Below are 24,524 nucleotides of genomic sequence, written 5' to 3'. Positions count from 1 at the left end.
CGCCGCACCCATCAGTAATTCCGCAGGATCCAACTGGGCAAATGCTGAGGGGTGTACCGCCCGTGGGCAAAGCTCATCGAAAAATCGCACCAAACTCGCTATACACGTTTTTCGGCGCGTTTGGAGATGGGTTGGTTGGGGACGGGTTCGTTCCAACCCATCCTATTGGGGCGGATTGCCTCCCCCCATCCGGCGACCTCGGGTGATGGGCCCCTTGCATATGCGCTCTGTGGTTATCGCTTGCTTTTATGGTGGTCTTCTGGCCCCCTGTGCGACAATACGGAAAGCTTTATGTCGATTTCGTCTCACGGCAGATGAACCGTGGATTACCGGGACCGGAAAGGGACGACGCTATGCCGCTCAACAAGAATCTGCGCGTCAAGCGCGATGCCGCACCTGAGGGCCAGCCCACCAAGAGCCAGGCCAAGAAGAGCAAGAAGGAGACGCTTTCCAAGGGCGTGAAGATCCTGATCGTCGCCATCGGCTGCGCGGCGATGCTGCTGTCGGTCACCGCCATGGCGTGCTCGGGCGTCCTGAGCCAGATCACGGGGGACAACAGCGAGGACTACGAGCTCACCGGCGGCGTGGCCGCGACGGTCAGCGGCGTCAACATCACCGAGGACACCATTACCAAGCAGATCATGGCCGTGCGCAACGCTTACGGCTACGGCAGCGAGGGCAGCTGGGCCCAGTATCTGGTCGACGCCGGCCAGACGCCCGAGAGCTACCGCGAGCAGACCATCAACAGCTACGCCGAGCAGTATCTGCAGCAGCAGGCCATCAGCGAGAACGACATCACCGTCACCGACGAGGACATCGAGGAGGCGTGGCAGAACGCCGCGGCGTCCTACGGCGGCGAGGACGCGTTCATCGAGCAGCTGTCCAGCTACGGCTACACCGAGGATTCCTACAAGCAGAGCCTCTCGAACAGCCTTGCCCTCGACAAGCTGAAGGAGAAGGTGTGCCCGGTCGACGACCCGAGCGATCAGGACATCATCGACTACCTGAACGAGAACCTCGACACCTACAACGACGCGCGTCGCTCCTCCAACCTGCTGGTGAGCGTGGCGTCCGACGCCACCGACGAAGAGAAGGCCGAGGCCCAGGCGAAGGCCCAGGAGGCTCTCGACAAGATCAACTCCGGCGAGCTTTCGTTCGAGGATGCGGTCGAGCAGTACTCCGATGACTCCGGCTCCAAGGAGGACGGCGGCGACGTGGGCTGGGACAAGCTCACGAGCTTCGTGACGGAGTACCAGGACGCGCTGAGCGCTCTGTCGGTCGACCAGGTGAGCGGTATCGTCGAGAGCACCTACGGCTACCACATCATCAAGTGCACCGGCTACTTCCATGTCGACAACGAGGTCACCTCGATCGACGAGGTGCCCGAGGAGATCCGCACCTACATCTCCAACATCGTGAAGACGCAGGCCGAGAGCTCCGCGTGGACCGAGTGGTGGGACAACTACAAGGAGCAGGCCGACATTCAGATCAACCCCATGCCCGAGAACGTTCCCTACAACGTGAGCCTGGACGGCGTCGAGCCCTCTAACGGCAGCGCCCAGTAGGACGGGGCATCGGAGATTCGGCTGCGTCGCCGCGGCACCTTTGGCCCAACCGCCGCGTCCGCGGGCGTGCGCATGTGATCGCGAAGAGGCTCGCCGAGACGGTCGAGGGTCCCCCGAACGGGGCCCTCGCCGTCTCGGCGAGCCGCAAGGATAAGGAGGACATATGACGAGCGAAGAGCTGCACGAGCAGATGATCGCGGCCATGAAGGCCAAGGACAAGACAAGGCTGTCCATCATCCGCCAGGTTATCGGCGAGGTGAAGAACATCGAGGTCAACGAGCGCCGCGATGCGACCGAGACGGACGTCGACAACATGATCAAGCGCCTCATCAAGCAGACGAACGAGACGCTGGAGATGTCGATCAAGGCCGCCAACAACCAGGAGCGCACCGATACGCTCACCGAGCAGGTCAAGATTCTCGAGAGCCTGTTGCCCGAGCAGGTGACGGGCGATGCGCTCATCGCCCTCATCGAGCAGACGATCGCAGAGCTGGGCGCTGTGTCCAAGAAGGACATGGGCCGCGTGATGGGCGCGCTCACCAAGGCGACCGGGGGCAACTTCGACAAGCCGATGGCAGCCAAGGAGGTCGGCGCGCGCCTTTCGTAGGTTCAGCGGCGTTATACATTCTTGGTAACCAAACTGTTTCGGGAAGCTGCCTGTAAATACTGCATTCAAGCGGTGTGTATAATGGAGCTCCAATAGGGTAAATCCATGTTCACCATACCGGTGGACAATGGTTTTATTCAAAACCTCTGCATGTTTCGCTTCGCGTCGCATGCGCTAACTTGAAAATCAACTCGTTGCGGACGCGTCGCGCAACCAAAGACGCGTCCCGCACGGAACGTACAGCACATGAGTCGAGCCGCCATGACCGCCCGCTCGCGCGGGTGGTGCATATGCTCCACGCGGTTTCGGCTCGTTGAAGGAGGGGAACCGCGCCAATGGCCGACATGATCGAAATCCGTGGGCTGAACAAGTATTTCGGCGACCTTCATGTCCTGAAGGACATCAACCTCACCGTCAAGGAGGGCGAGAAGGTCGTTGTCATCGGGCCGTCCGGCTCGGGTAAGTCCACGCTCATCCGTTGCGTCGATTACCTCGAGGAGCCCACGAGCGGCCAGGTCATCATCGACGGCATCGAGCTCACCAAGAAGAACCACCTCGAGATGGCCCGCAAGTACTCGTCCATGGTGTTCCAGCAGTTCAACCTGTATCCGAACATGACGGTGCTCGGCAACCTCACGCTCGCCCCGATCAAGCTGCAGAAGAAGACCAAGGAAGAGGCGACGCGCACCGCCATGGCCGCGCTCGAGCGCGTCGGTTTGGCCGCAAAGGCCGGCGAGTACCCGCAGAACCTCTCCGGCGGCCAGCAGCAGCGCGTCGCCATCGCGCGCGCCATGTGCACCAAGCAGCCCATCATTCTGTTCGACGAGCCGACCTCCGCGCTCGACCCCGAGATGATTCAGGAAGTGCTCGACGTCATGATCGAGCTCGCCCAGGACAACATCACCATGATCTGCGTCACGCACGAGATGAACTTCGCCAAGCAGGTCGCCGACCGCGTGATCTTCATGGACGATGGCCAGATCCTGGAGGAGGGCACGCCCGAGCACTTCTTCACCAACCCGCAGAATCCCCGTTGCAAGGACTTCCTCAACAAGATCCTGCACTAGCGAGCCGGCGGCGCTCGCCCTACCTGTAGCCCCCTGCGGCGGCAAACGTCGCAGATGGCGATATCCGTACCAGATGGAAGGGGTACCGATCATGAAGAACATCTCTCGTCGCAATTTCCTGCAGGTCTGCGGTCTCGGCATCGTGGCGGCGGCTGGCGCCAGCGCGCTTTCCGGCTGCGGTGGGGACTCCGGCTCCACCACGGGCGGCGGCAGCTCCACTGCCAGCGGCGACTCCAAGATCCAGACCATCAAGGATCGCGGCAAGCTCAACTGCGGCGTCAAGGCCGACGTTCTCGGCTACGGCTATCTGAACACCGAGACCAACGAGTACGAGGGTCTCGAGATCGACATCTGCTATCAGATCGCCGCGGCGGTCTTCGACGTCACCTATGACGAGGCCAAGGCTCAGGGCCTATGCGAGTTCACCACGGTGACGCCCTCCACCCGCGGCACCCTGATTGACTCCGGCCAGCTCGACATCGTCGCGGCCACCTACACCATCACCGACGAGCGCAAGGAGAGCTGGGACTTCTCCACCGCCTACCGCACCGACTCCGTGGGCATTATGGTCAAGAAGGCCAACGGCTGGACCTCGATGAACGACCTCGGCAGCAACACCATCGGCGTCTCCACCGGCTCCACCACCCAGAGCCTGGTCGAGCAGATGATCTCCGACGAGGGCTTCACCTGCACGCCGCAGTTCGTGGAGTACCAGTCCTACCCCGAGATCAAAGACGCGCTCGACGCCGGCATGGTGCAGGCCTTCGCCATGGACCGCTCCACGCTGAACACCTACATGGACGACACCGTCGAGCTGCTGCAGCCCGAGATCGAGTTCGGTACGCAGGAGTACGGCGTTGCCACCGAGAAGGGTTGCGACCTGTCCGAGCTCGTTGACGAGACGATCGTCGAGCTGCTCGACAACGGCTGGATCGACGAGGAGATCACCACGTGGCTCGGTGACGCTGCGTAAGATCTGCGTTTTGTGATTGAGTGCGGATTCGCGACCGCCGCTTGCAGTCGCGAATCCGCATCGTTGCAGAAAATGACGGGTGCGGAGGCGCGGTGTGCACCGAACAGTGCGCATCGCGCCTCCGCGGCCAGGCCGGGCATTCGCCCGGCGCGCCCCGGGTACCTGGTTTTCTGCAGGATGGAGGGAAAGGAAGGGTTATGATCGAGAGTCTGCTCGACCCCATGCGTTGGGAGATAACCTTTGGAGCCATGGATTCCTTTTGGTCGGGATTCTTCATCACGCTCCAAGTGTCGATCTACGGATTGATCCTTGCGCTGGTGCTGGGTACGATCCTCGGTGTGTTCTCCACGACGCACTCGCGGATCTTGCGCGCCATCAGCCGCGTCTACGTTGAGTTCTACCAGAACACCCCGCTTCCGGTGCAGGTGGTCTTCATGTACCTCATGGGCCCGCAGCTGCTCCAGATCGTGACTGGTTCCCCGACGCCGGTGCCCATTCCGTCGGTCGTGCTCGGCTTCGTGGGTGTCGGCCTGTACCATGCGGCCTACGTGTCCGAGGTCATCCGCACGGGCATCGAGGCCGTTCCGCGCGGCCAGATGGAGGCGGCGCTGTCGCAGGGCTTCACGCGCGCGCAGGCCTACCTCTACATCATCCTCCCGCAGACCTTCAAGGTGATCCTGCCCCCGCTGTGCAACCAGGCCCTGAACCTCGTCAAGAACAGCTCGGTGCTTGCGCTCGTTGCGGGCGGCGACCTGATGTACCGCTCCAACAGCTTCGTGGGCACCTACGGATACCTGCAGGGCTACATCATGGCGTGCGTGATGTACTTCATCATCTGCTTCCCGCTGTCCCTGCTCGTCCAGTTCCTCGAGAAGCGCTCCAAGCGCATGCCCAAGGCCAAGGTGATCAACCTGCCGTCCACGATCGAATCCGTAGAGGAGGCGTAATCCATGGATGCTTTCAACGCGACCAACCTGTCGTTTATCCTCGGCGGATTTTGGCTCACGATCCGCATTTCGGTGCTCGCGATCATCTTCTCGGTGATCTTCGGCACGATCCTCGCCATGATCAAGCAGTACTGCCATGGCAAGCTGTCGATCTTCCGCTGGATCGTCACCGCCTACATCGAGCTGTTCCGCTGCACGCCGAACCTCCTGTGGATCCTGTTCATCTACTTCACGGTGCGCGCGTCCAACTTCGTGGTCTCCGTTATCGCCTTTACCGTGTTCACCTCCGCCGTCATGGCCGAGATCGTGCGCGGCGGCTTCAACTCGATCCCCAAGAGCCAGTTCGAGGCGGCGCAGTCGCAGGGCTTCGGTTTCTTCCAGTCGATGCGGCTCATCATCCTGCCCCAGACGTTCAAGACGATCATCCCCGCGCTGTTCAGCCAGTGCACGACGGTCATCAAGGACTCCTCGTACCTGGCGAGCATCAGCGTCATGGAGCTCATGTTCAACGCGCGCGTCGTCATGGCGCAGATCCCCAGCCTGGACGCCAAGCTGCTCATGTACGGCTTCGTGTTCTTGCTATACTTCGTGTTGAATTTCGGTATCTCCCTGCTCGTGCGCGCGTACCAGCGCCGCGCGGTCGCAGCGTAGCGAGACGAGCCGCCGGGGCGAGGCGCCCCGGCAGATTGGATGGCCATCATGGCGATTGTGAACGGCAACAAGGCGGACGTCTCCAAGCTCTACGCGCAGGACATGTACGCCAACGACGCCCTGGGCGCACCGACCGAGCTCGTCGATCCCGAGTACCCGGTCGTGATCACGATTGCGCGCGAGTACGGTACCGATGCGCATGAGATCGGCATCGCGCTGCAGGAGCGCCTGGGGATTCCCCTGTACGACAACGAGCTGCTCATCCGCGCCGCGCGCCGCTCCGACACGGTGGTCGACAAGGTCGCGTCCTACGATGAGATGGTCGCGGCGGAGATGATGACGTTTCTGCCCGATCGCTTTGACGCGCGCACCACGGCCGACAAGCTGTTCGAGAGCCTGAAGCAGGTCATTCTGGACGTGGGCTCCTCGGAGTCGTGCATCATCATCGGGCGCCTGTCCGACTACATCCTGCGCGACAACCCGAACCTCATCACGGTCTACGTCACCGCGCCGCTCGCCGAGCGCGTGGAGATCGTGCAGCGCCGTCGTGGCCTGACCGAGGCCAAGGCCATCAAGCTCATCAAGAAGATGCAGCGCAACCGCGAGCTGTTTTACAAGCGCTACTCCGCGGGCAAGCGCAAGCTGCGCCAGGGCAAGGACCTCGTCATCAACCGCGCCCTGTTCGGCGTGGAAGGCTGCTGCGAGATCATCGCTACGGCCTACGAGCTCAAGATGCGCGAGCTCGGCCGCATGTAGTCCTAGAGGGGCGAATTTTTGGGGACAGTCCCTTTTTATTCACGGCGGCGCCGCCGTGAATAAAAAGGGACTGTCCCCAAAAATTCGCCCCAAAATCAAGCCATGAGACGCACGACCAAGATGGCCACCTGCGGCATGAGCACCGACGCGTAGATGACGCGGCAGATCTGCAGCACGGCGATCTTGGCCAAGTCTGCCCCCAGGTCTCCGGCGATGAGCGCCATATCGCTCGCGCCGCCCGGCGAAGAGGCGAACAGGGCGCTTTTCATATCGAGCATGCCGGTCTTGGTCGCGATCTTCGAAAACGTGAAGTTCACGATCATGTACATGGCCATCATGATGATGACCGGGCCGACGATGGTGTTGAGGTGCGAAATGGTCTCGGGCGTGACCGATGAGCCCACGAGGCTGCCGGCGAGCACCTGGGCGATGCGCTTGATGGTCATGGGCATCGCGCAGGCATCGGTGAAGATGTTGAGCGCAGCGACCACGATCAGAGAGCAGACAAGCGAGCCTGCGGGGATTCCGCTCGCATAGCCCACAGCGCCGCAGGCCAGAGCGATGATCAGGGTGAAGGCGGTCTTGCGTCCCTGCGTGTTGATGAATCGGTCCAGCACGGTCGGGTTGGCAACATGGCTCATGTCGAGCGAGGGGCCGGAATCCTCCTCCTCATCGATGTTGCGCGTCATGAACTGCACCCATGAGGGCAAAAAGGCGAGCACGGTGGCCAGGCGCAGCGTCTGCATGATGGCGACGGTGCTCGCATCCGCATCGAGATCCATGGCGATGAGCGAGACGTCGGCGATGCCTCCCGCGACGCAGGAGAGCAGGCCCGTCATGAGGTCCCATCCAAAGAAGACGTGGAACACGATGCCGAGGGAAATCGTGTTGACGGTCAGCAGCGTGATCAGCAGGATAAGCGGCTTGATCATGTGCGGGACGTTGCGTACGTCGCGCCGCGAGATGGAAAGGCCGATGAATGCGCCCGAGATGCCCTGGGAAATCGCCTTGATGGGGGCGGGCATCTCGGTGAAGCCGGTGAACGCGCTGACGATGCCCACGGCAAGCATGGAGCCGATCATGGCGGGGACGGGTATGCCGATGCGGCGGGCGACCAAAAAGCCCGCAACGGCGACGAACAGGGTTGCCAGGATATGAATCAGTTCCACAGGGCCTCGCGAATCTCGAGAATACTTGACATGTCAACTATTCTAGTATGCCTCGAGTGGCTCTGCAAGCTGGGGGCGAACTTTTGGGGACAGTCCCTTTTTGTTAACGGCGGCGCAGCTGCGCCGCCGTTAACAAAAAGGGACTGTCCCCAAAAGCCCAAAAGTTTGCCTAGTAGTGGACCACGTTCTCCGCGGCGCGGATGCGCTCGAGCACCGGGGCGGCCTCCGGGTTTCGGAAGTAGCTGTAGGTCGTCTCGGGCACGAGCTCGCGGACGCGGTTCCAGTCTCCCGTCTGCAGCGCGCGGCGCACGGTCGAGGCGCTGACGGGAGCGCCGTCGACGCCCACGCGCGGCACCACGACGACCTCGATGCCCTCGCGGGGTAGCTCCTCGAGCATGACGCGGTTGTAGACGCCGGTGACCTGGCTGGTCGGCTCCTCGCCCACATAGCGGCGCGTGATGCCGAGCTCGTGCGCGATGCGGCTGAAGATGGCGATGTCGAGGCGCGCATGGCCCTCGTTGACGGCGGCGTCGTCTTTCAGGAAGTAGCTCGGGAAGGTGGCCGACGAGATGATGTAGGGACCGGAGTCGTGCACCACGACGTTGTCGATTTCGGCGACGCCGTCGCACACGAGCTTCTTGCGCACGGCGAACGGCACCAGACTCGCATCCTCGCTCACGACGAACAGGTGGAGCGTGTCGACATCCGCGGCGGCGACTTCGACCAGATGCTGATGGCCGAGGGTAAAGGGGTTGGCGTTCATGATGACGGCGCCTGCGGTGCCCTCTCGACGCGTCGCGGAGAGGTTGCGCAGGTAGGAGGCGAAGCCGTCGAGGCGGTTTTCCAAAAAGACGAGCATGCCGTCGACGCGGGCGATCTCCTTGAAGCCGAGGTCGCAGAAGAACTTCGCCGACGAGACCTTCGTATACACGAACAGATGGGTGCTCCCGCGCTCATACTGCACATCGATCAGATGGGTGATGAGCTTGTTCATGAGGCCCTCGCCCTGATAGCGGCTGTCGACCGCGAGGCAGCGCAGGGTGTTGCCAAAGCAGCTGCCCGTTGCGATGACGTTCAGGTCGTTATCTTGGATCGCGCAGGTGTAGTCGAGGTTGCCGTCGCGCTGGATGCCCTCCCGCTCGAGCAGGGCGTCGACTTTGGAGAGGGTGTAGGCGTCTGACGGCCAGACCTTGGACACGGTGTAGTCTTCCATGGTGGTCCTTTCTGGATGGGGGAGGAGGCGGTCGAAAAGAGCGTTACGGCAGGTCAGACAGGGCGCTTTGGGGCGATATCGCGGTGTTGACCGGACTTGCGCCCGATCCGCGGGCGTACTGCTCCTTGATGAGGTCCACAAGCGCCTGGACTTGGGGGAGCTGCTCCGCCTCCTTCTGGCAGTCGATGTACATACGCCGGATGAACGGCTCGCCGTTGGAGAACATGCACGGACGAATGCAGCCGTCGAAGCCGCCGAGCACGATTTCGGGGAGCAGCGCCCAGCCGATGCCCTGCTTGACGAGCTCCTGACAGGTCATGAGGGCGGTGACGTTGATTCGATTCGCGGTCTGCGCAAGGTTGTTCTCGTGCAGCCACCGCGTCATGAGCGCGGTGTGCGCCACGTCGGTGGTGTGGTTGATATAGGTCAGCTCGGAGAGCGGCGTATGCTCGTTCTCGTGCGTGCAGACGGCGCAGATGCGCTCTTGAGACAGAAGGTACTGCATACCGTCCCAGGGAAACTCGCCGCGCAGCACCGCGACATCGAGCTCGCCGCGCTGCAGCAGTCCGTGCAGGTCGCGGCTCTGTCCGGTGACGATGTTGAGCTGCACCTGGGGGTAGCGCCGGTGATACTCGGTGAGCAGCTCGGACAGGTGGATGAAGGCGTAGTTGACCGAGAAGCCCGCGCTCAGCGTGCCGCAGACCTTGTCTTGGGCGGCGTCGAGCTCGCGGCGCAGCAGACCGAGTTCGCGGGCCGCCTGCGCGGTGTGCTCGAGCACCAGTTCGCCGGCGGGCGTGAAGCGGACGCCCTTGCGCGTGCGCAGGACGATCTCGCACCCCAGCTCGCGCTCAACCGCCTTGATGCGTTTGGAAAGGGCCGACTGCGTGAGATAGAGCCGATCGGCGGCATGGGTGATGTTGCCGCACTCCTTGAGCACATGCAGCAGCGCGAAGTCCTTTTCGTCCACCGGCGGCCCTCCTTTCATATCTATACACCGGCTTCATGGAAACCGGCGTATAGGATTCCGCAACGTAATGGAAATGGTAGCAACGCATGGATTGCATTCTATGCAATATCGTTCTGGGCTGCGTTTCATATTTGGAATGTTAGCTGCAAGAACAGCATAAGAACAGGCAGGCGGATAGGTTTTGGAGCTGAACGGTCGCGCGCTGCAAGAAATGTCGACGAGTGCTGAACAATTCCTATTTGGAATGAAATACAAGGTAAATCAAGAACTTCTAATACTGATAACCACTTCCTATGATTGCGATGAAGCGCTTGGGAGGGCAAATCGGACCGCAAGGGTCGTCCCGAGCATTGGAAGAAGGGAGTGCAAATGGTTATCGAGAAGACCGCGATGGCCGGCACGCTCGAGTCGAGCGACGCTCAAGTGACCGTGTCGCCCGCCGATACATTGGAAGTCGTCATCGAGAGCAGCGTCATCAACCAGTACGGTCGCCAGATCAAGGCCACGGTCGAGGATGTCCTCGACCGCCTGGACATCAAGCAGGGCCTGATTTCCGTCGTGGACAAGGGCGCGCTGGACTGCACGCTCAAGGCCCGCGTCGAGTGCGCGGTGTTCCGCAGCTGCGACGCATCGCTCGCCGATATTCCCTGGGGAGGTGCTATTCGATAATGGCAGACAAGATCACCCGCCCGCGCCCGAAGAAGGATCGCCTGCGCCGCACCATGATGTTCATGAACGCGCAGCGCCCGGGCCTCATCAAGGACGCCTATATCTATGGTGTCGACTCGATCATCCTCGACCTCGAGGACGCGGTCGCCGTCAACCAGAAGGACGCTGCTCGGTTCAGCCTCTACCACGCGTTGACCACGATCGACTACGGCGACACCGAGGTCATCGTCCGCATCAACGGTCTCGATACGGAGTACTGGCAGGAGGACGTGCGCGTGTGCGTCGCCGGCGGTGCCGACGGCATCCGCATCGCCAAGTGCGAGAGCGCCGACATGGTCCGCCAGGTTGAGGCCGCCGTCGAGGCCGCGGAGCGCGAGTTCGGCGTCGAGGTCGGCCGCACCCTGCTCATGGCTGCGCTCGAGAGCCCGCTCGGCATCATGAACGCGTATGAGATCTGCACCGCGAGCGACCGTATGCTCGGCTGCGCCATCTCCGGCGGCGACTTCCGTCAGAGCATGCATGTCCAGATTGAGCCGGACGGCATCGAGATGCAGGCGGCCCGCAGCCAGATGCTGCTTGCGGCCCGCGCCGCCGGCGTGCAGTGCCTCGACACCATGTTCCCGAATCTGGATGACGAGGAGGGCTTCCGCCGCGAGGTCGATCTGGTCGCACGCATGGGCTTCGACGGCAAATCCGTCATCAATCCCAAGCAGATCGCCTATATCCACGAGAAGTTCGCCCCCACCCAGAAGCAGATCGCCCATGCGGAGAACATCGCGCGCAGCTGCCGTGCTCAGTCCGAGGCGGGCATCGGCGTGTACGTCGTCGACGGCAAGATGGTTGACCCTCCGTTCTACAAGGAGGCCGAGCGCATCATCGAGCTCGCCAAGAAGTGCGGCGTCTACCACGGTGACCTGTAAGAGAGGAGTGGATCACCCATGATCAACGCAGTCGGAAGGGATATCCCCGACTACCTGCTCGCAGACGGCAAGGAGGTCTATCAGGGCCGCTTCGCCAAGGACGGGCAGCTTGTTAAACGCGATTCGCCCACGTGCGTGATGCATGAGAAGCCCGTGGCCGACAAGCTGTGCGCGAGCATCCGCGAGGCCTGCGAGCACTGCGACGTGCACGACGGCATGACCATCTCGTTCCACAGCGAGTTCCGCAACGGCGACTACACGGCAAGCCAGGTCGTCAAGGTGCTCGTCGAGGATTTCGGCGTGCGCGACCTGCACGTCGCCGCCACCTCCTTGGGCGACGCGCACGATCTGCTCGCCGACTATATCGAGCAGGGCATCATCACCCATATCGAGTCCTCGGGCGTGCGCGGCCGCATCGGCGAGGCCATCTCGCATGGCAAGCTGAAGGAGCCTGCGATCATCCGCTCGCATGGCGGTCGTCCCCGCGCCATGATGGCCGGCGAGCTGCACGTCGACGTCACGTTCCTCGCCGCATCCACGTCGGACAAGGCGGGCAATGCCAGCGGCGTCGGCGGCAAGAACAACTGCGGTTCGCTCGGGTTCGCCATCCCCGACTCGCAGTATGCCGACAAGGTCGTTATCATCACGGACACCCTGGTCGATTTCCCGAACGTGCCCGCATCCATCAAGTGCGAGGACGTGGATTATGTCGTCGTGGTCGACGAGATCGGCGACCCCAAGCGCATCGCCTCCAAGGAGGCGCGCTTCACGCAGGATCCGCGTGAGCTCATGATGGCCAAGAATGCTGCCGACGTCATCGCCGCGCTGCCATACTTCAAGAACGGCTTTTCGTTCCAGACCGGTGTCGGCGGCCCGTCGCTCGCGGTGAATCGATTCCTCGAGGATCACATGCGCGAGAAGAACATCAAGATGGGCTTCGCTCTGGGTGGCGTGTCCGGTGCTATCTGCAATCTGTTGGACAAGGGACTTGTCGGCAAAATCATCGATGTGCAGGATTTCGATCAGACCGCAATCAATCACCTTGCGAACAACCCGAACCATGTGGAGATGAGTCAGAGCGAGTACGCGAACCCCGGATCCAAGGGCTCGTTCGTGAACTATCTGGACTACATGGTGCTTTCCGCTCTCGAGATCGACACCAAGTTCAACGTCAATGTCGTTACCGGCTCCGATGGCGTGGTCCGCGGCGCTCCCGGCGGTCACCCCGATACCGCGGCAACCTCGAAGTGCTGCATCATCGTGACACCGCTCGTGCGCGGCCGCATGCCCGTTGTGTGCAAGGACGTCACCACCGTCACCACGCCGGGCGAGTGCGTTGACGTGCTCGTGACCGACTACGGCACCGCGGTGAACCCCGCCCGCACCGATATCATCGAGTGCCTGGATGCGGCCGGCATCCCGCATGTCAGCATTGAGAGCCTGCAGGAGAAGGCCTACTCCATCGTGGGCGAGCCCGATCCGCTGCAGTGGGAGGACAAGGTCGTCGCCATCGTCGAGGCGCGCGACGGCACCATCCTCGACGTCATCCGCCAGATCAAGCCGTACGACTTCGAGTAGCGCTTCCTGACGGCGACAGTTTTCCGAGCATGCGCACCGGGCCCCGACAGCACCTGCTGCCGGGGGCCCGGTCCTTTCTGCGGGCATTAGGTGCTTGGCTCAAACATTCTCAATACTCATGAAAAAACATTACAAAATGGAATGCCTGACTGAGAGACATCAGAAAAACAAGCAAGCGGATGCTGAGATACGCTGAGCGGTCAAAAAACATCTGAGGAACACCGCTTTTCCTAACTATTCCTCACGCGACTCAATTCCAAGCTATCATGACCCAAAAAGTTATGGCTGATTCTTCTATGATGGTCGCGACGTGCAAAGCACATGAATCCGTCATGCGTCGAAGCTGCTCGCCCCGACGCATGACGGGAGCAACGGAAGGGAGTGCGAATGGTTATCGAGAAGACCGCAATGGCCGGCACGCTCGAGTCGAGCGACGCCCAAGTGACCGTGTCGCCTGCAGACAAGCTCGAGGTTGTCATCGAGAGCAGCGTCATCAACCAGTACGGTCGCCAGATCAAGGCCACGGTCGAGGAGACCCTGGGCCGCCTCGGCGTCGAGACCGGTCTGGTCTCCGTCGTGGACAAGGGCGCGCTGGACTGCACGCTCAAGGCCCGCGTCGAGTGCGCGGTGTTCCGCAGCTGCGACGCGTCCATGGTCAACATCCCCTGGGGAGGTGTCATCCAGTAATGGCAGGCAAGATCACCCGTCCGCGTCCGAACAAGGACCGTCTGCGCCGCACCATGATGTTCATGAACGCGCAGCGCCCGGGCCTCATCAAGGATGCTTATATTTACGGCTGCGACTCCATCATGCTCGACCTCGAGGACGCGGTCGCCGTCAACCAGAAGGACGCCGCCCGCTTCTCGCTGTATCACGCGCTGACCACGATCGACTACGGCGACACCGAGGTCATCGTCCGCATCAACGGCACGGACACCGAGTACTGGCAGGAGGACGTGCGCGTGTGCGTCGCCGGCGGTGCCGACGGTATCCGTATCCCGAAGTGCGAGAGCGCTGAGCAGGTCAAAGAGGTCGAGGCTGCCGTCGAGGCCGCCGAGAAGGAGTTCGGCGTCGAGGTCGGCCGCACGCTGCTCATGGCTGCGCTCGAGAGCCCGCTCGGCATCATGAACGCCTACGAGATCTGCACCGCGAGCGACCGCATGCTCGGCTGCGCCATCTCCGGCGGCGACTTCCGCACCTCGATGCGCGTGCAGATCGAGCCCGACGGCATCGAGATCAACACCGCTCGCTCCATGATGCTGCTCGCCGCCCGCGCTGCCGGCGTTCAGTGCCTCGACACCATGTATCCCAACCTGGATGACGAGGAGGGCTTCCGCCGCGAGGTCGATCTCATCGTCCGTATGGGCTTCGACGGCAAGTCGCTGATCAACCCCAAGCAGATCGCATATGTCCACGAGCGCCTGGCGCCCACCCAGAAGCAGATCGCTCATTCCGAGAAGATCGTGCGCAGCTGCCGCGAGCAGGCAGACGCCGGTGTTGGCGTGTACGTCGTCGACGGCAAGATGGTCGATCCTCCGTTCTTCAAGGAGGCGGAGCGCATCATCGAGCTCGCCAAGAAGTGCGGCGTCTACCACGGCGATCTGTAAGAGAGGAGCCAAGATATGATTAATGCAGTCGGAAGGGATATCCCCGACTACCTGCTCGTCGACGGCAAGGAAGTCTATCAGGGCCGCTTCGCCAAGGACGGCCAAATCCTGAAGCGCGACGCGCCGACGACCGTCATGAACGAGAAGCCCGTCGCCGACAAGCTGTGCGCGAGCATCCGCGAGGCGTGCGAGAAGTGCGGCGCCCACGACGGTATGACCATTTCGTTCCACCATGCGTTCCGCAACGGCGACTACACCGCCTCCATGGTGTGCAAGGTCCTCGTCGAGGAGATGGGCATCAAGGACCTGCGCGTGGCCGCTACCTCCCTCGGTGACGCCCACAACCTGCTCGCCGACTACATCGAGCAGGGCATCATCGTCCAGGTCCAGGCCTCCGGCGTCCGCGGTCGCATCGGTGATGTCATCTCCGCTGGCAAGCTGAAGGAGCCGGCGATCATCCGCTCCCACGGCGGTCGTCCCCGCGCCCTCATGGCCGGCGAGCTGCACGTCGACATCGCGTTCCTCGCTGCCGCGTCGTGCGACAAGGTCGGTAACGCCAGCGGTAACGGCGGCAAGAACAACTGCGGTTCCATGGGTTACGCCATCCCCGATTCCAAGTACGCCGACCGCGTCGTCGTGCTGACCGATACGCTGGCTCCCTTCCCGAACGTGCCCGCGTCCATCAAGTGCGAGGACGTTGACTGCGTCGTCGTGGTCGACGAGATCGGCGATCCCAAGCGCATCGGCACCAAGGAGGCCCGCGTCACCCAGGATCCGCGCGACCTCATGATGGCCGAGCGCGCTGCCGACATCATCGCGGCCACCCCGTGGTTCGTCGACGGCTTCTCCTATCAGACCGGCGCCGGCGGCCCGTCCCTTGCCGTGACCCGCTTCCTCGAGGAGCGCATGGACGCCAAGGAGATCAAGATGGGCGTCGCCTTCGGCGGCATCACCGGCAACATGTGCGACCTGCAGGATCGCGGCTACGTGCGCAAGATCGTCGACACGCAGGACTTCGACACCAAGGCCATCGCGCACCTGCACGATTGTCCCGATCACGTCGAGATGACCGTGAGCGACTATGCGAACCCCGCGAACAAGGGCGCCTACGTCAACTACCTTGACTACATGATCCTCGCGGCCCTCGAGGTCGACACCAAGTTCAACGTCAACGTCATCACCGGCTCCGACGGCGTGGTCCGCGGCGCGCCCGGCGGTCATCCCGACACCGCCGCTGGCTCCAAGTGCTGCATCATCGTGACCCCGCTCGTGCGCGGCCGCATGCCGACCATCTGCAAGGACGTCACCACGGTGACGACCCCCGGCGAGTGCGTCGACGTCGTCGTGACCGACTACGGCACCGCCGTCAACCCGGCGCGCCAGGACATCATCGATTGCATGGACGCCGCGGGTATCCCGCACGTCTCGATCGAGGAGCTGCAGGAGAAGGCCTACTCCATCGTGGGCGAGCCCGACCCGCTGCAGTGGGAGGACAAGGTCGTCGCCATCGTCGAGGCGCGCGACGGCACCATCCTCGACGTCATTCGCCAGATCAAGCCCTACACCTTCGAGTAGCGCTTCCTGGTAACGACAGCTTTTCCGCGCATATGCGCCGGGCCCCCGACAGCACCTGCTGCCGGGGGCCCGGTTCTTTTTGGAGCGGGGACGGGTTGTTTGGGGACGGGTTCGTTCCAACTCATGAAGGCGCGCTGCGCCGCCATGGGTTGGAACGAACCCGTCCCCAAACAACCCGTCCGCCTGTCTAATATGAGATATCGTCGAGCGTGAAGAGGCCCTCAAGCAGGGAGAAGAAGATGCCGAGCGACAGCAGGTCTGCGGCTCCTCCGGGGCTGACGTTCGTGCGAATGAGCTCGCGATCGTAGGCGGCAAGCGTGCGGATCAGCTCATCATCCGACACGTCCCGTTCGTCGAGCGCGCGGCAGAACGCGCGGTGCGACACGAGCGCATCGGGGCCGCCGCGATGAACCACGTTGGTGTCCTCGAGTTCCGCCATGAGCTTCACGAGTGCGCGGAGCAGCACGATCCGCGCGCCTCCCGGCACGTGCCGGTCGGATCGTTGCGAGCGAAGGTAGGGGAGAAGCGTTTGCGCGAGCTGGGGGTATCCTTGGGCCGCCTCGCCGCGCACGCCCTGCATGCCGCGGGCGAGCAGCAGCGCCTCGCCATGGGAGAGCTCGACGGACCCCTCGGATGCCGAGACGCGTTCGTGAAGCGCGCGCACGTCATGGTCGAGCAGCCCCGCCCCCATACGGGAGACGAGGTCGAGCACCTTCCGCACATCGTTTTCATCGAGCGAGGATACGCCGTCCGCAGGCACATCGACACCGAGCGCGCCGACGGCGCCGAGCACGAGCGCGAAGGTGAAGTTGGCGCCCTTGTGCGTGTTGACGCCATCCGTCGCGGCAAACATCGCCGCCTCGGCGCGGACGCCGATACGGCGCACGGCGTCGGCGAGCGCGGCGGGGTCGGAGGGGCCTAGCTCGGCTCCGGCGGCAACGTATTCGGCAAAGAGCGGCCCCAAGGCACGGGCGCTCGCCATGAACGTCGAAAGGTCCATGTCGGTATGGGCACCGGTGGTCGCACAGTCCACCAGGCCGGGCTTCGGGGTCAGTCGGGCCTCGGCGACAAGGGAGGCCTCGGCAAGGCGCGCGAGCCCGCAGGCCCGCGCGTTCACGTTGTTATCTGATGCCACAGTCCATCATTTCTTCGTTGACCACACCGTAGGAGTTCTTCAGGTGGGTGCGAACGACCTGCTCGATCTTCTTTTCAGGGCCGAACCGCATGGCGAGGTAGATGCCCCAATGCTCCTGCATGGCCTCGTTGCGGCGCACCTCGGGGCGGGCGGAGACATTGCGGAAATAGCGGGTGTAGGCCTGAAGCGGCTCGATGATGCTCTGCAGGCGCGGGCTGTCGGCTTTCTTGAAGATGAACTGGTTGAATTCATCCCAGTTGTGCACGACGCCCTCCACGTCGTTGGCCGCGTTCAGACGCTGCCCCTCCTCGAGCAGGCGGCGCAGATTTTCGAAGTCGTCTTCGTTCATGTTGCGCGCAGCCTTGGTGGTGGCAAGAATCTCGAGGACGACGCGGATCTCGTAGACCTCGTCGGCGTCGTGCTTGCTGATACCGCGTACCGTCACGCCGCTGCCGGGCTTGCGATCGACGAGGCGATCGGTGGCAAGCTGATCGAGTGCGGCGCGGATGGGCGTGCGGCTGATGTGGAGCGACTGGGCGAGCTGCTTCTCGTTGATGGCGGTGCCCGCAGGAATACGCCCTAAGGTGATTGCCTGCTTGCACGCATCGAACAACACGTCTTTGAGCGGCGCGTTTTTGGAAAGATCGAGAAACTCGCACAGGGTGAGCATCAAGTGTTCGGTGTCCATGCCAACCTCCTGCGCATCAATCGAATTGTTCCTGAACAAGTATACACGCACTAACACGGCAAATCGTGCGAGACAGGACTGGTTGCCGGCGACAACGGCTCCACAGACGAATGGATTGCCCGGCGGCGCGATATAAAGAAAGCCGCGATCACCGAGGCGGTCGCGGCTTTGGAAAGAGGGACCCGATTTACACGTGGACCCGAGCGGGCATTAGCCCTGCGGGACGTACAGCGGGATGGCACCCGTGGCCATGATCGTGATGACGAAGATCACGAAGATGCACGCGGCCCACTTGCCCGCGGCGCGCTGCCACTCGCCCAGATCCTGGCCGGTAAGACGCAGGAGCAGGTAGATGAAGGCGGTCAGCGGGGACAGCAGGTGGAAGGCCTGGCCCATGAGGGAGGCGAGGGCCATCTGCAGACCGGTGAAGCCGTAGGCGTAGCCAGCCTCGGCGATGGCGGGCATGACGCCGAAGTAGAAGCCGTCGTTCGAGATGAAGAACGTGCCGGGCGCGGAGATGAGGCAGACGATGAGGCCCCAGAAGCCAGCGAGCTGCTGCGGGATGATGGCGATCAGCGACTGCGCGACCGCGTCGGACATGGACAGACCGAGCTCAGAGTCGCCCTGGAACAGGCCCATGAAGATGCCGGCGCCGAAGATCAGGATGACGACCTGCACCGCGTCGCCGCCGTTGGCGCCGATACGAGCGTTCTGGTCCTTGATCTTGGGGTAGTTCACGAGCAGGGCGATGATGGTGCCGAGCATGAACAGCATCTGGTTGGGCAGCGAGATGACCTCGATGAAGGAACCGGCGACCAGCCAAGCGATGAGCACGATGGTCATGATGGCGTTGAAGGCCCAGTTCTGGGGACGACGGAGCTCGATGGTCTCGGGGTCGTCGATGGCGCACAGCTCGTCGATCTCAGCCTGCGTGAAGTCCTTGACGCCCAGGCGAGCGCGCTCCTTCTTACCCATGTAGCGGGCAACGACCACGATGTTGAAGATGACGGAGATGATCATGCCGGGCAGGAGGTAGGACAGGATGTCGCCGCCGACGTTGGTGACCGCCATGGCGCGGGCCGTGGGGCCGCCCCAGGGCAGCAGGTTCATGACCGTGTTCTGGAGGATGACCAGGACGGCGAGGTTCATCTTCTTCATGCCGAGCTTCTCGTAGATCGGCAGGAAGGCAGCGCAGCACACGAGCGTGGTGGTGGTGCCGTCACCGTTCATGGAGATAGCAGCCGCCACGACCGCGGTCGCGATGAGGACCTTCATGGGGTCGCCCTTGGCGAACTGGATCATCTTCTTGGTGATGGGGTCGAACAGACCGGCATCGAGCATGATCGAGAAGTACAGAATGGCGAACAGAAGCAGGATGCCCGTGTTCGCGGTGGTGCCCAGGCCGTTCATGACCCAGTCGCCGAGCAGCGTCCACTGGCTGATGTTGCCGGTGGCGATCAGCATGATGAGCGCGAACACCAGCGGGATCGTGCACAGCGAGACCAACGGTGAGAGCTTCTTGGTCATGACCACGAACATGAAGACCGCGATCATGAGCCAGCCGAGGATGGTTATAACCATAACTTCACCCTTCCCTTTCCCTTTTCCTTTTCCTATTAAGACCGACAGATACAGGTACGGCGTACGCAGCTGCGACGTGCAAAAAACCAGCGGCGCGTACCGTGTGCTCGTTAGCAAATTAACGGTTTTTGCGTGCGCACTTTGTTGAGGATTGGTAGAAGGAACATCAGAAAAACAGCCGGTACCTGCATAAATATAAACTCCGCAGGTCAAAGCGCATGGACGCAAAACTCCAAAAACGCAGCTGGAGAGCGGATACCGTTCACTCCGCCAACCCTACCGTTCGCCGGTGAGAGGGCAGAGAAAAACCACGGTAAACGCAGGGAGGCCGGCTCCCGCTCGTAGAATGAAGTGGTTGAAAACGGGAGGTAGTTTGGGGTGATAGAGACAAAAGCGCACGTATTGGGCACTGTGAACAACGAAAGTGCAATCAGCGGTACAAGCGCGCATATAAAGTTGGTACTGTAATGAGGCACGGCACGTCTGAATGGGTAATCAGTCACTGATTGCCGAGGAAAAACCGAGGGGAAGTGAATATATGGGCTTCTTTGATTGGTTGAGGCGCAAAAACGACGAACCCAGCGCGGCGTCGTCCGCTCCCGTATCAGCGCCCGCGCCGGCGCCCGCCGCGTCAGCGGCGCCCAAGGAGGAGTGGGAACCCGTTCCCGCGTTCCTGCCGGTCGACGCATCCGAGCATCGTCCGGTCGTCGTTGCCGCCACGGCCATCGCCGCCGGGGATCGCCCCGACAGCCAGATGGTGGTACGCCGCGTCAGCGTCGTGAACCCCGAGCACCGGCTCGTATCGTGCATCGCTTCGTCGATCGCCGCCGGCGCTTTGGAAAACAGCCAGTTCGTAGTCAAGGGTGTCTACAAGAAAAAGTAATTGGAGGAGGACCATGCTTCGCAAATTCAAGATCTCGATCGACGGGACCCAGTACATGGTGGAGATGGAGGAGATCGGCGCGCCGACCCCCACTCCCGCTGACGCCTGTCTCTTATACACATCTAGATGTGTATAAGAGACAGCTGTACAACATGGCCGGTCACCCCGCCGCCCCCTCACCCCCTTTCGCGCACGTCGCCTCGACCCGCGACCGCCAGCGCTCCCGCCGGCGCCAAGGTCCAGACCGCCCCGATGCCCGGCAAGATCGTTGACATCAAGCTCAACGTGGGCGACGCCGTCTCCAACGGTACGGTCGTCATGGTGCTCGAGGCCATGAAGATGGAGAACCAGATCATCGCCGAGTCCGACGGCAAGATCGCGTCCATCGCGGTCGCCAAGGGCGACATGGTGAACCCCGGCGACGAGCTGTTCAGCATCGCCTAAGACGGCAGCACCTGGGTGCGCGAACTCCCGCGCACATCGTATCTATAGGAGGATTGACCATTGGAAATTCTGTCTACCGCAGTTGACGTGCTTACTGCGGGCGTGCTTGGGCTCGCTGCGGAGCCCGGCCGCCTCGTCATGATGCTCGTCGGCATCGTGCTCATGTACCTGGGCATCAAGAAGGAATACGAGCCGACCCTGCTCGTGCCGATGGGTCTGGGCACCATCCTGGTGAACATTCCCGACTCCGGCGTGCTCGCTTTCGGCGGAGAGCCCGGCCCGTTCCAGATCCTGTTCGACATGGGCATCGACACCGAGCTGTTCCCGCTGCTGCTGTTCATCGGCATCGGCGCCATGATCGACTTCGGCCCGCTTCTGGCAAGCCCGTTTTTGCTGCTGTTCGGCGCCGCCGCCCAGTTCGGCATCTTCTTCGTCATCATCGTCGCCGGCCTGCTCGGCTTCAACCTGGCAGACTCCGCCTCCGCCGGCATCATCGCTGCGGCAGACGGCCCCACGTCGATTTTCGTGGCGAACTCGCTGCAATCCAAATACCTCGGCGCCATCATGGTGGCGGCCTACTCCTACATGGCGCTCGTGCCCATCATCCAGCCGATCGCCATCAAGGCCGTGACCACCAAGAAGGAGCGCCAGATCCGCATGGTCTACAAGCCGGGCTCGGTTTCGCAGACCGCAAAGATCATCTTCCCGGTCGTTATCTGCATCGTCGCCGGCCTGATTGCGCCCGCTTCGCTGCCGCTGGTCGGCTTCCTGATGTTCGGCAACCTGCTGCGTGAGTGCGGCGTGCTGGACAACCTGTCCAAGTCCGCGCAAAACGAGCTCGTGAACCTCATCTCCATCCTGCTGGGCCTCTGCGTGTCCGTGCGCATGCAGGCCGGCGAGTTCCTGCAGGTCGACACGCTCATCATCATGGGCCTCGGTCTTCTGGGCTTCGTGATGGACACCGTGGGCGGCATCATGTTCGCCAAGGTGCTGAACATCTTCCGCAAGGAGAAGATCAACCCCATGATCGGCGCGTCCGGCATCTCGGCGTTCCCCATGAGCTCCCGCGTCATCCAGCGTCTTGCCACCGAAGAGGATCCCGGCAACTTCATCCTCATGCAAGCAGCCGGTTCTAACGTGGCCGGCCAGATCGCATCGGTTGTCGCCGGTGGTCTGATCTTGGGTATCGTCCCCGGTCTGATGTAAGGAAGGGGGAGCTACGTTGACTACCGCTATCCTGAGCGAATCCCTGTTGATCCTGGCCCTTGGTTGGGGCGGCATCTTCGTCGTCATGATCATCATCTACCTGGTGTCCATGGCGCTCATGAAGATGTTCCCGGCCGATAAGGACAAGTAAGCACCAGGCACCCGGGCGCGTCTTGTCCTTCGCGACAAGGCGCGCCCGCCGATTCTTTGCGCCGCGCATGCGCACGATGTATACGAGGGGAGTGGAAAGATGAGCGACGCCGCGAACGAGATCCAGACGGCATCCGCGCTCGTGAGCCGCGTGTTCTGCGGTCCCGAGGCCCAGCTTCCCGATATGCTCGATGCGCGCGAGCGCCGCGCCGCGATGCAGCGCACGCTGCTCGCCGGTGCGCGCGACGGCGAATCGCTGCTTTCCATCACGCTGTCCATCCCCGGTCCGCACAAGACGTCCGACGTGCTCGAGCGCGTCTTCGACGAGCTGGTGGATCAGGCCGTGGCCGCGCTCGACGGCGCTGCCGTGCGCGAGCGCACGAGCCTGGGCGGCGTGTCCGGCCCCGAGCTGATGATGCTCGTGGAGCTCGAGCCGCTTGAGCTCAAGCGGCGCGTGTCGGCCGTTGAGGAGACCCATTCGCTGGGACGTCTCGCCGACCTCGATGTGCTCGGACGAACGGGCGATACGCTCTTCTCGGTGCAGAGGACCGAGATCGGCCTGGCTCCGCGCAGGTGTCTCATCTGCGACGGAGAGGCCAAGGCGTGTGCCCGTTCGCGCGCGCACACCGTGCTTGAGATGCAGGAGAAAATAGCCGAAATCATAAGCCAAGGGGGTTATATCTAAATCATGAGCAAGCAGATCAAGTTCACCGAGACCGTCCTGCGTGACGGCCAGCAGAGCCAGATCGCGACCCGCATGCCCATCGAGGACATGCTGCCGATTCTGGAGACGATGGACAAGGCGGGCTACTACGCCCTCGAGGTCTGGGGCGGCGCGACGTTCGACTCGTGCCTGCGCTATCTCAACGAGGACCCGTGGGAGCGCCTGCGCACCTTCCGCGCTCACGTGAAGAACGCCAAGCTGCAGATGCTGCTGCGCGGTCAGAACCTGCTGGGTTACCGCAACTACGCCGACGACATCGTCGAGGAGTTCGTCAAGAAGTCCGTCGAGAACGGCATCGACGTGCTGCGCATCTTCGACGCCCTGAACGACGTCCGCAACCTGCAGACCTCCATCCGCGCCGCCAAGGAGGCCGGCGGCGAGGTCCAAGCCGCGATCTGCTACACCACCAGCGAGGTGCACACGATCCCGTATTTCGTGAACCTCGCCAAGGAGATGGCCAAGGCCGGCGCCGACACCATCTGCATCAAGGACATGGCCGGCGTCCTCGAGCCGGGCATCGCCTCCGAGCTCGTGGGCGAGATCAAGGCCGCCGTGGACCTGCCGCTCGAGGTCCACACCCACTGCACCGCCGGCATCGCCGAGATGACGCTGCTGAACTCCGTCAAGGCCGGCGCCGACATCATCGACACCGCCATCTCCGCGTTCGCGGGCGGCACGTCCCAGCCCTGCACCGAGTCCATGGCCATCGCGCTGGAGGGCATGGGCTATGAGACCGGTCTCGACCTGGACGCGCTCGAGGCCATCGCCAAGCACTTCGCCCCCGTGCGCGCCCACTTCAAGGAGATCGGCCAGCTCAACCCCAAGGTCATGGAGGTCGAGCCCAAGGCGCTGCTGTACAAGGTTCCCGGCGGCATGCTGTCCAACCTCATCTCCAACCTCGCCGACCTGGGCGTGTCCGACAAGTACAACGAGGTGCTCGCCGAGGTGCCGCGCGTCCGCGCCGACCTGGGCTATCCGCCGCTGGTCACCCCGCTGTCCCAGATGGTCGGCTCCCAGGCGCTCATGAACGTTGTGTCCGGCGCGCGCTACAAGGTCGTCCCGAACGAGATCAAGGACTACGTCCGCGGCCAGTACGGCAAGTCCCCGGCGCCCATCGACCCCGAGGTCAAGCAGATGATCATCGGCGACGAGGAGCCCATCACCTGCCGTCCGGCCGACCTGATCGAGCCGCAGCTGCCGCGCATCCGCGAGGAGATCAAGCAGTACGCCAAGACGGAGGAGGACGTGCTCGACTACGCCCTGTTCCCTGATCAGGCGCGCGACTTCCTCGGCCGCCGCGAGGACCCGTTCTACGACGTCCCCGTTCAGGAGGTCGAGGTCTCCATCGAGGCCTAAGGAGCAAGCGGGCGGCACCTGCGGGTGCCGCCTTTTTTATGTCGAACGATTGACGTTTCCCAAAAAAGGGCGCCCGCCGGTTGTTGCCGGCGG

General features: G+C 62.6%; 26 protein-coding genes. 20 read left to right on the top strand and 6 right to left on the bottom strand.

The genetic code is table 11. From position 1 onward, the window contains the following. Positions 1-353 precede the first annotated feature (353 nt). The 7 genes from BN3789_RS04355 (at position 354) to BN3789_RS04325 (ending at position 6,566) form a co-directional block, all read left to right on the top strand. Positions 354-1,565: a peptidylprolyl isomerase gene (locus BN3789_RS04355; protein ID WP_066830557.1), complete on the top strand. Its 1,212-nt coding sequence runs from the start codon at positions 354-356 to the stop codon at positions 1,563-1,565. A gap of 163 nt (positions 1,566-1,728) precedes the next feature. Beyond that, positions 1,729-2,172, top strand: a complete 444-nt coding sequence (locus BN3789_RS04350) for a GatB/YqeY domain-containing protein (RefSeq protein WP_066830554.1) — start codon at positions 1,729-1,731, stop codon at positions 2,170-2,172. A gap of 335 nt (positions 2,173-2,507) precedes the next feature. After that, complete coding sequence (locus BN3789_RS04345) at positions 2,508-3,239, top strand: amino acid ABC transporter ATP-binding protein (protein ID WP_066830551.1); 732 nt, start codon at positions 2,508-2,510, stop codon at positions 3,237-3,239. Positions 3,240-3,330: 91 nt separating this feature from the next. Beyond that, positions 3,331-4,212, top strand: coding sequence for a transporter substrate-binding domain-containing protein (locus BN3789_RS04340; protein ID WP_066830547.1), 882 nt, complete (start codon positions 3,331-3,333; stop codon positions 4,210-4,212). 197 nt (positions 4,213-4,409) lie between these two features. Further along, on the top strand, positions 4,410-5,159 hold the full coding sequence (locus BN3789_RS04335) for an amino acid ABC transporter permease (protein WP_066830544.1): 750 nt from the start codon (positions 4,410-4,412) through the stop codon (positions 5,157-5,159). A 3-nt stretch (positions 5,160-5,162) separates the two neighbouring features. Then, complete coding sequence (locus tag BN3789_RS04330) at positions 5,163-5,810, top strand: amino acid ABC transporter permease (protein ID WP_066830542.1); 648 nt, start codon at positions 5,163-5,165, stop codon at positions 5,808-5,810. Between the two features lie 48 nt (positions 5,811-5,858). Continuing rightward, on the top strand, positions 5,859-6,566 hold the full coding sequence (locus BN3789_RS04325; RefSeq protein WP_229254182.1) for a cytidylate kinase-like family protein: 708 nt from the start codon (positions 5,859-5,861) through the stop codon (positions 6,564-6,566). A gap of 95 nt (positions 6,567-6,661) precedes the next feature. On the opposite strand, the gene BN3789_RS04320 is transcribed toward BN3789_RS04325, so the two are convergent. The 3 genes from BN3789_RS04320 to BN3789_RS04310 all read right to left on the bottom strand — a co-directional run bounded on the left by BN3789_RS04320 (position 6,662) and on the right by BN3789_RS04310 (position 9,915). Next, the gene (locus BN3789_RS04320; protein WP_066830540.1) at positions 6,662-7,735 is read right to left on the bottom strand and encodes an AbrB family transcriptional regulator; all 1,074 of its coding nucleotides are present in this window, start codon (positions 7,733-7,735) and stop codon (positions 6,662-6,664) included. 169 nt (positions 7,736-7,904) lie between these two features. After that, positions 7,905-8,948 carry a [citrate (pro-3S)-lyase] ligase gene (gene citC / locus BN3789_RS04315; RefSeq protein WP_066830537.1) on the bottom strand — a complete coding sequence of 348 codons (1,044 nt, stop codon included), beginning with the start codon at positions 8,946-8,948 and terminating at the stop codon, positions 7,905-7,907. 43 nt (positions 8,949-8,991) lie between these two features. Beyond that, positions 8,992-9,915, bottom strand: a complete 924-nt coding sequence (locus BN3789_RS04310; protein WP_079989084.1) for a LysR family transcriptional regulator — start codon at positions 9,913-9,915, stop codon at positions 8,992-8,994. Between the two features lie 369 nt (positions 9,916-10,284). On the opposite strand from BN3789_RS04310, the gene citD (BN3789_RS04305) reads away from it, so the two are divergent. The 6 genes from citD (BN3789_RS04305) (at position 10,285) to citF (BN3789_RS04280) (ending at position 16,264) form a co-directional block, all read left to right on the top strand. Beyond that, the gene (gene citD, locus BN3789_RS04305; RefSeq protein WP_066830534.1) at positions 10,285-10,584 is read left to right on the top strand and encodes a citrate lyase acyl carrier protein; all 300 of its coding nucleotides are present in this window, start codon (positions 10,285-10,287) and stop codon (positions 10,582-10,584) included. Next, positions 10,584-11,504: an aldolase/citrate lyase family protein gene (locus tag BN3789_RS04300; protein ID WP_202615081.1), complete on the top strand. Its 921-nt coding sequence runs from the start codon at positions 10,584-10,586 to the stop codon at positions 11,502-11,504. The genes citD (BN3789_RS04305) and BN3789_RS04300 overlap by 1 nt, the downstream gene beginning before the upstream one ends. 18 nt (positions 11,505-11,522) lie before the next feature. Further along, a complete protein-coding gene (gene citF / locus BN3789_RS04295; RefSeq protein WP_066830531.1) occupies positions 11,523-13,082 on the top strand; it encodes a citrate lyase subunit alpha in 1,560 nt (519 codons plus the stop codon). Positions 13,083-13,469: 387 nt separating this feature from the next. Next, positions 13,470-13,769, top strand: a complete 300-nt coding sequence (citD, locus tag BN3789_RS04290) for a citrate lyase acyl carrier protein (RefSeq protein ID WP_066830528.1) — start codon at positions 13,470-13,472, stop codon at positions 13,767-13,769. Further along, positions 13,769-14,689, top strand: coding sequence for an aldolase/citrate lyase family protein (locus BN3789_RS04285; RefSeq protein ID WP_066830526.1), 921 nt, complete (start codon positions 13,769-13,771; stop codon positions 14,687-14,689). The genes citD (BN3789_RS04290) and BN3789_RS04285 overlap by 1 nt, the downstream gene beginning before the upstream one ends. A gap of 15 nt (positions 14,690-14,704) precedes the next feature. After that, positions 14,705-16,264, top strand: coding sequence for a citrate lyase subunit alpha (gene citF / locus BN3789_RS04280; protein WP_066830523.1), 1,560 nt, complete (start codon positions 14,705-14,707; stop codon positions 16,262-16,264). Positions 16,265-16,451: 187 nt separating this feature from the next. Here citF (BN3789_RS04280) and BN3789_RS04275 read toward each other — a convergent pair whose 3' ends face one another. From BN3789_RS04275 to BN3789_RS04265, 3 genes are all read right to left on the bottom strand, one after another. Beyond that, positions 16,452-17,399: a triphosphoribosyl-dephospho-CoA synthase gene (locus BN3789_RS04275; RefSeq protein WP_066830521.1), complete on the bottom strand. Its 948-nt coding sequence runs from the start codon at positions 17,397-17,399 to the stop codon at positions 16,452-16,454. After that, positions 17,386-18,087 carry a GntR family transcriptional regulator gene (locus tag BN3789_RS04270; protein ID WP_147569554.1) on the bottom strand — a complete coding sequence of 234 codons (702 nt, stop codon included), beginning with the start codon at positions 18,085-18,087 and terminating at the stop codon, positions 17,386-17,388. Before BN3789_RS04270 ends, BN3789_RS04275 begins: the two co-directional genes overlap by 14 nt. Before the next feature lie 210 nt (positions 18,088-18,297). Next, entirely contained in the window at positions 18,298-19,668 is a 1,371-nt protein-coding gene (locus tag BN3789_RS04265; protein WP_066830518.1) for a CitMHS family transporter, read from the bottom strand. A gap of 538 nt (positions 19,669-20,206) precedes the next feature. Here BN3789_RS04265 and BN3789_RS04260 point away from each other — a divergent pair. The 7 genes from BN3789_RS04260 to BN3789_RS04240 all read left to right on the top strand — a co-directional run bounded on the left by BN3789_RS04260 (position 20,207) and on the right by BN3789_RS04240 (position 24,431). Then, positions 20,207-20,551 (top strand): hypothetical protein, encoded by a 345-nt coding sequence (locus tag BN3789_RS04260; protein ID WP_066830516.1) that lies wholly within the window; start codon positions 20,207-20,209, stop codon positions 20,549-20,551. 13 nt (positions 20,552-20,564) lie between these two features. Next, positions 20,565-20,687, top strand: coding sequence for a hypothetical protein (locus tag BN3789_RS13335; protein WP_267872869.1), 123 nt, complete (start codon positions 20,565-20,567; stop codon positions 20,685-20,687). Between the two features lie 116 nt (positions 20,688-20,803). Then, positions 20,804-20,995 (top strand): biotin/lipoyl-containing protein, encoded by a 192-nt coding sequence (locus BN3789_RS13000; protein ID WP_066830513.1) that lies wholly within the window; start codon positions 20,804-20,806, stop codon positions 20,993-20,995. Positions 20,996-21,055: 60 nt separating this feature from the next. Beyond that, positions 21,056-22,201: a sodium ion-translocating decarboxylase subunit beta gene (locus BN3789_RS04250; protein WP_229254180.1), complete on the top strand. Its 1,146-nt coding sequence runs from the start codon at positions 21,056-21,058 to the stop codon at positions 22,199-22,201. 16 nt (positions 22,202-22,217) lie between these two features. Beyond that, a complete protein-coding gene (locus BN3789_RS13330; RefSeq protein ID WP_255375126.1) occupies positions 22,218-22,352 on the top strand; it encodes an OadG-related small transporter subunit in 135 nt (44 codons plus the stop codon). Between the two features lie 99 nt (positions 22,353-22,451). Then, entirely contained in the window at positions 22,452-23,036 is a 585-nt protein-coding gene (gene citX / locus BN3789_RS04245; protein ID WP_066830510.1) for a citrate lyase holo-[acyl-carrier protein] synthase, read from the top strand. Positions 23,037-23,039: 3 nt separating this feature from the next. After that, positions 23,040-24,431, top strand: a complete 1,392-nt coding sequence (locus BN3789_RS04240; RefSeq protein WP_066830507.1) for an oxaloacetate decarboxylase subunit alpha — start codon at positions 23,040-23,042, stop codon at positions 24,429-24,431. Positions 24,432-24,524 lie beyond the last annotated feature (93 nt).

Origin of the sequence: Collinsella ihumii (genome assembly GCF_900046475.1) — a bacterium.
GTDB classification, from domain to species: domain Bacteria; phylum Actinomycetota; class Coriobacteriia; order Coriobacteriales; family Coriobacteriaceae; genus Collinsella; species Collinsella ihumii.
The sequence above is the reverse complement of the archived record's forward strand: the minus strand, read 5'-3'. Positions and strand labels throughout refer to the sequence as shown.

Bases quoted from the DNA above. Each gene is read 5' to 3' on its own strand.
- BN3789_RS04355 (WP_066830557.1), top strand. From the start codon at position 354: ATGCCGCTCAACAAGAATCTGCGCGTCAAGCGCGATGCCGCACCTGAG.
- BN3789_RS04350 (WP_066830554.1), top strand. From the start codon at position 1,729: ATGACGAGCGAAGAGCTGCACGAGCAGATGATCGCGGCCATGAAGGCC.
- BN3789_RS04345 (WP_066830551.1), top strand. From the start codon at position 2,508: ATGGCCGACATGATCGAAATCCGTGGGCTGAACAAGTATTTCGGCGAC.
- BN3789_RS04340 (WP_066830547.1), top strand. From the start codon at position 3,331: ATGAAGAACATCTCTCGTCGCAATTTCCTGCAGGTCTGCGGTCTCGGC.
- BN3789_RS04335 (WP_066830544.1), top strand. From the start codon at position 4,410: ATGATCGAGAGTCTGCTCGACCCCATGCGTTGGGAGATAACCTTTGGA.
- BN3789_RS04330 (WP_066830542.1), top strand. From the start codon at position 5,163: ATGGATGCTTTCAACGCGACCAACCTGTCGTTTATCCTCGGCGGATTT.
- BN3789_RS04325 (WP_229254182.1), top strand. From the start codon at position 5,859: ATGGCGATTGTGAACGGCAACAAGGCGGACGTCTCCAAGCTCTACGCG.
- citC (WP_066830537.1), bottom strand. From the start codon at position 8,948: ATGGAAGACTACACCGTGTCCAAGGTCTGGCCGTCAGACGCCTACACC.
- citD (WP_066830534.1), top strand. From the start codon at position 10,285: ATGGTTATCGAGAAGACCGCGATGGCCGGCACGCTCGAGTCGAGCGAC.
- BN3789_RS04300 (WP_202615081.1), top strand. From the start codon at position 10,584: ATGGCAGACAAGATCACCCGCCCGCGCCCGAAGAAGGATCGCCTGCGC.
- citF (WP_066830531.1), top strand. From the start codon at position 11,523: ATGATCAACGCAGTCGGAAGGGATATCCCCGACTACCTGCTCGCAGAC.
- citD (WP_066830528.1), top strand. From the start codon at position 13,470: ATGGTTATCGAGAAGACCGCAATGGCCGGCACGCTCGAGTCGAGCGAC.
- BN3789_RS04285 (WP_066830526.1), top strand. From the start codon at position 13,769: ATGGCAGGCAAGATCACCCGTCCGCGTCCGAACAAGGACCGTCTGCGC.
- citF (WP_066830523.1), top strand. From the start codon at position 14,705: ATGATTAATGCAGTCGGAAGGGATATCCCCGACTACCTGCTCGTCGAC.
- BN3789_RS04270 (WP_147569554.1), bottom strand. From the start codon at position 18,087: ATGGACACCGAACACTTGATGCTCACCCTGTGCGAGTTTCTCGATCTT.
- BN3789_RS04265 (WP_066830518.1), bottom strand. From the start codon at position 19,668: ATGGTTATAACCATCCTCGGCTGGCTCATGATCGCGGTCTTCATGTTC.
- BN3789_RS04260 (WP_066830516.1), top strand. From the start codon at position 20,207: ATGGGCTTCTTTGATTGGTTGAGGCGCAAAAACGACGAACCCAGCGCG.
- BN3789_RS13335 (WP_267872869.1), top strand. From the start codon at position 20,565: ATGCTTCGCAAATTCAAGATCTCGATCGACGGGACCCAGTACATGGTG.
- BN3789_RS13000 (WP_066830513.1), top strand. From the start codon at position 20,804: ATGCCCGGCAAGATCGTTGACATCAAGCTCAACGTGGGCGACGCCGTC.
- citX (WP_066830510.1), top strand. From the start codon at position 22,452: ATGAGCGACGCCGCGAACGAGATCCAGACGGCATCCGCGCTCGTGAGC.
- BN3789_RS04240 (WP_066830507.1), top strand. From the start codon at position 23,040: ATGAGCAAGCAGATCAAGTTCACCGAGACCGTCCTGCGTGACGGCCAG.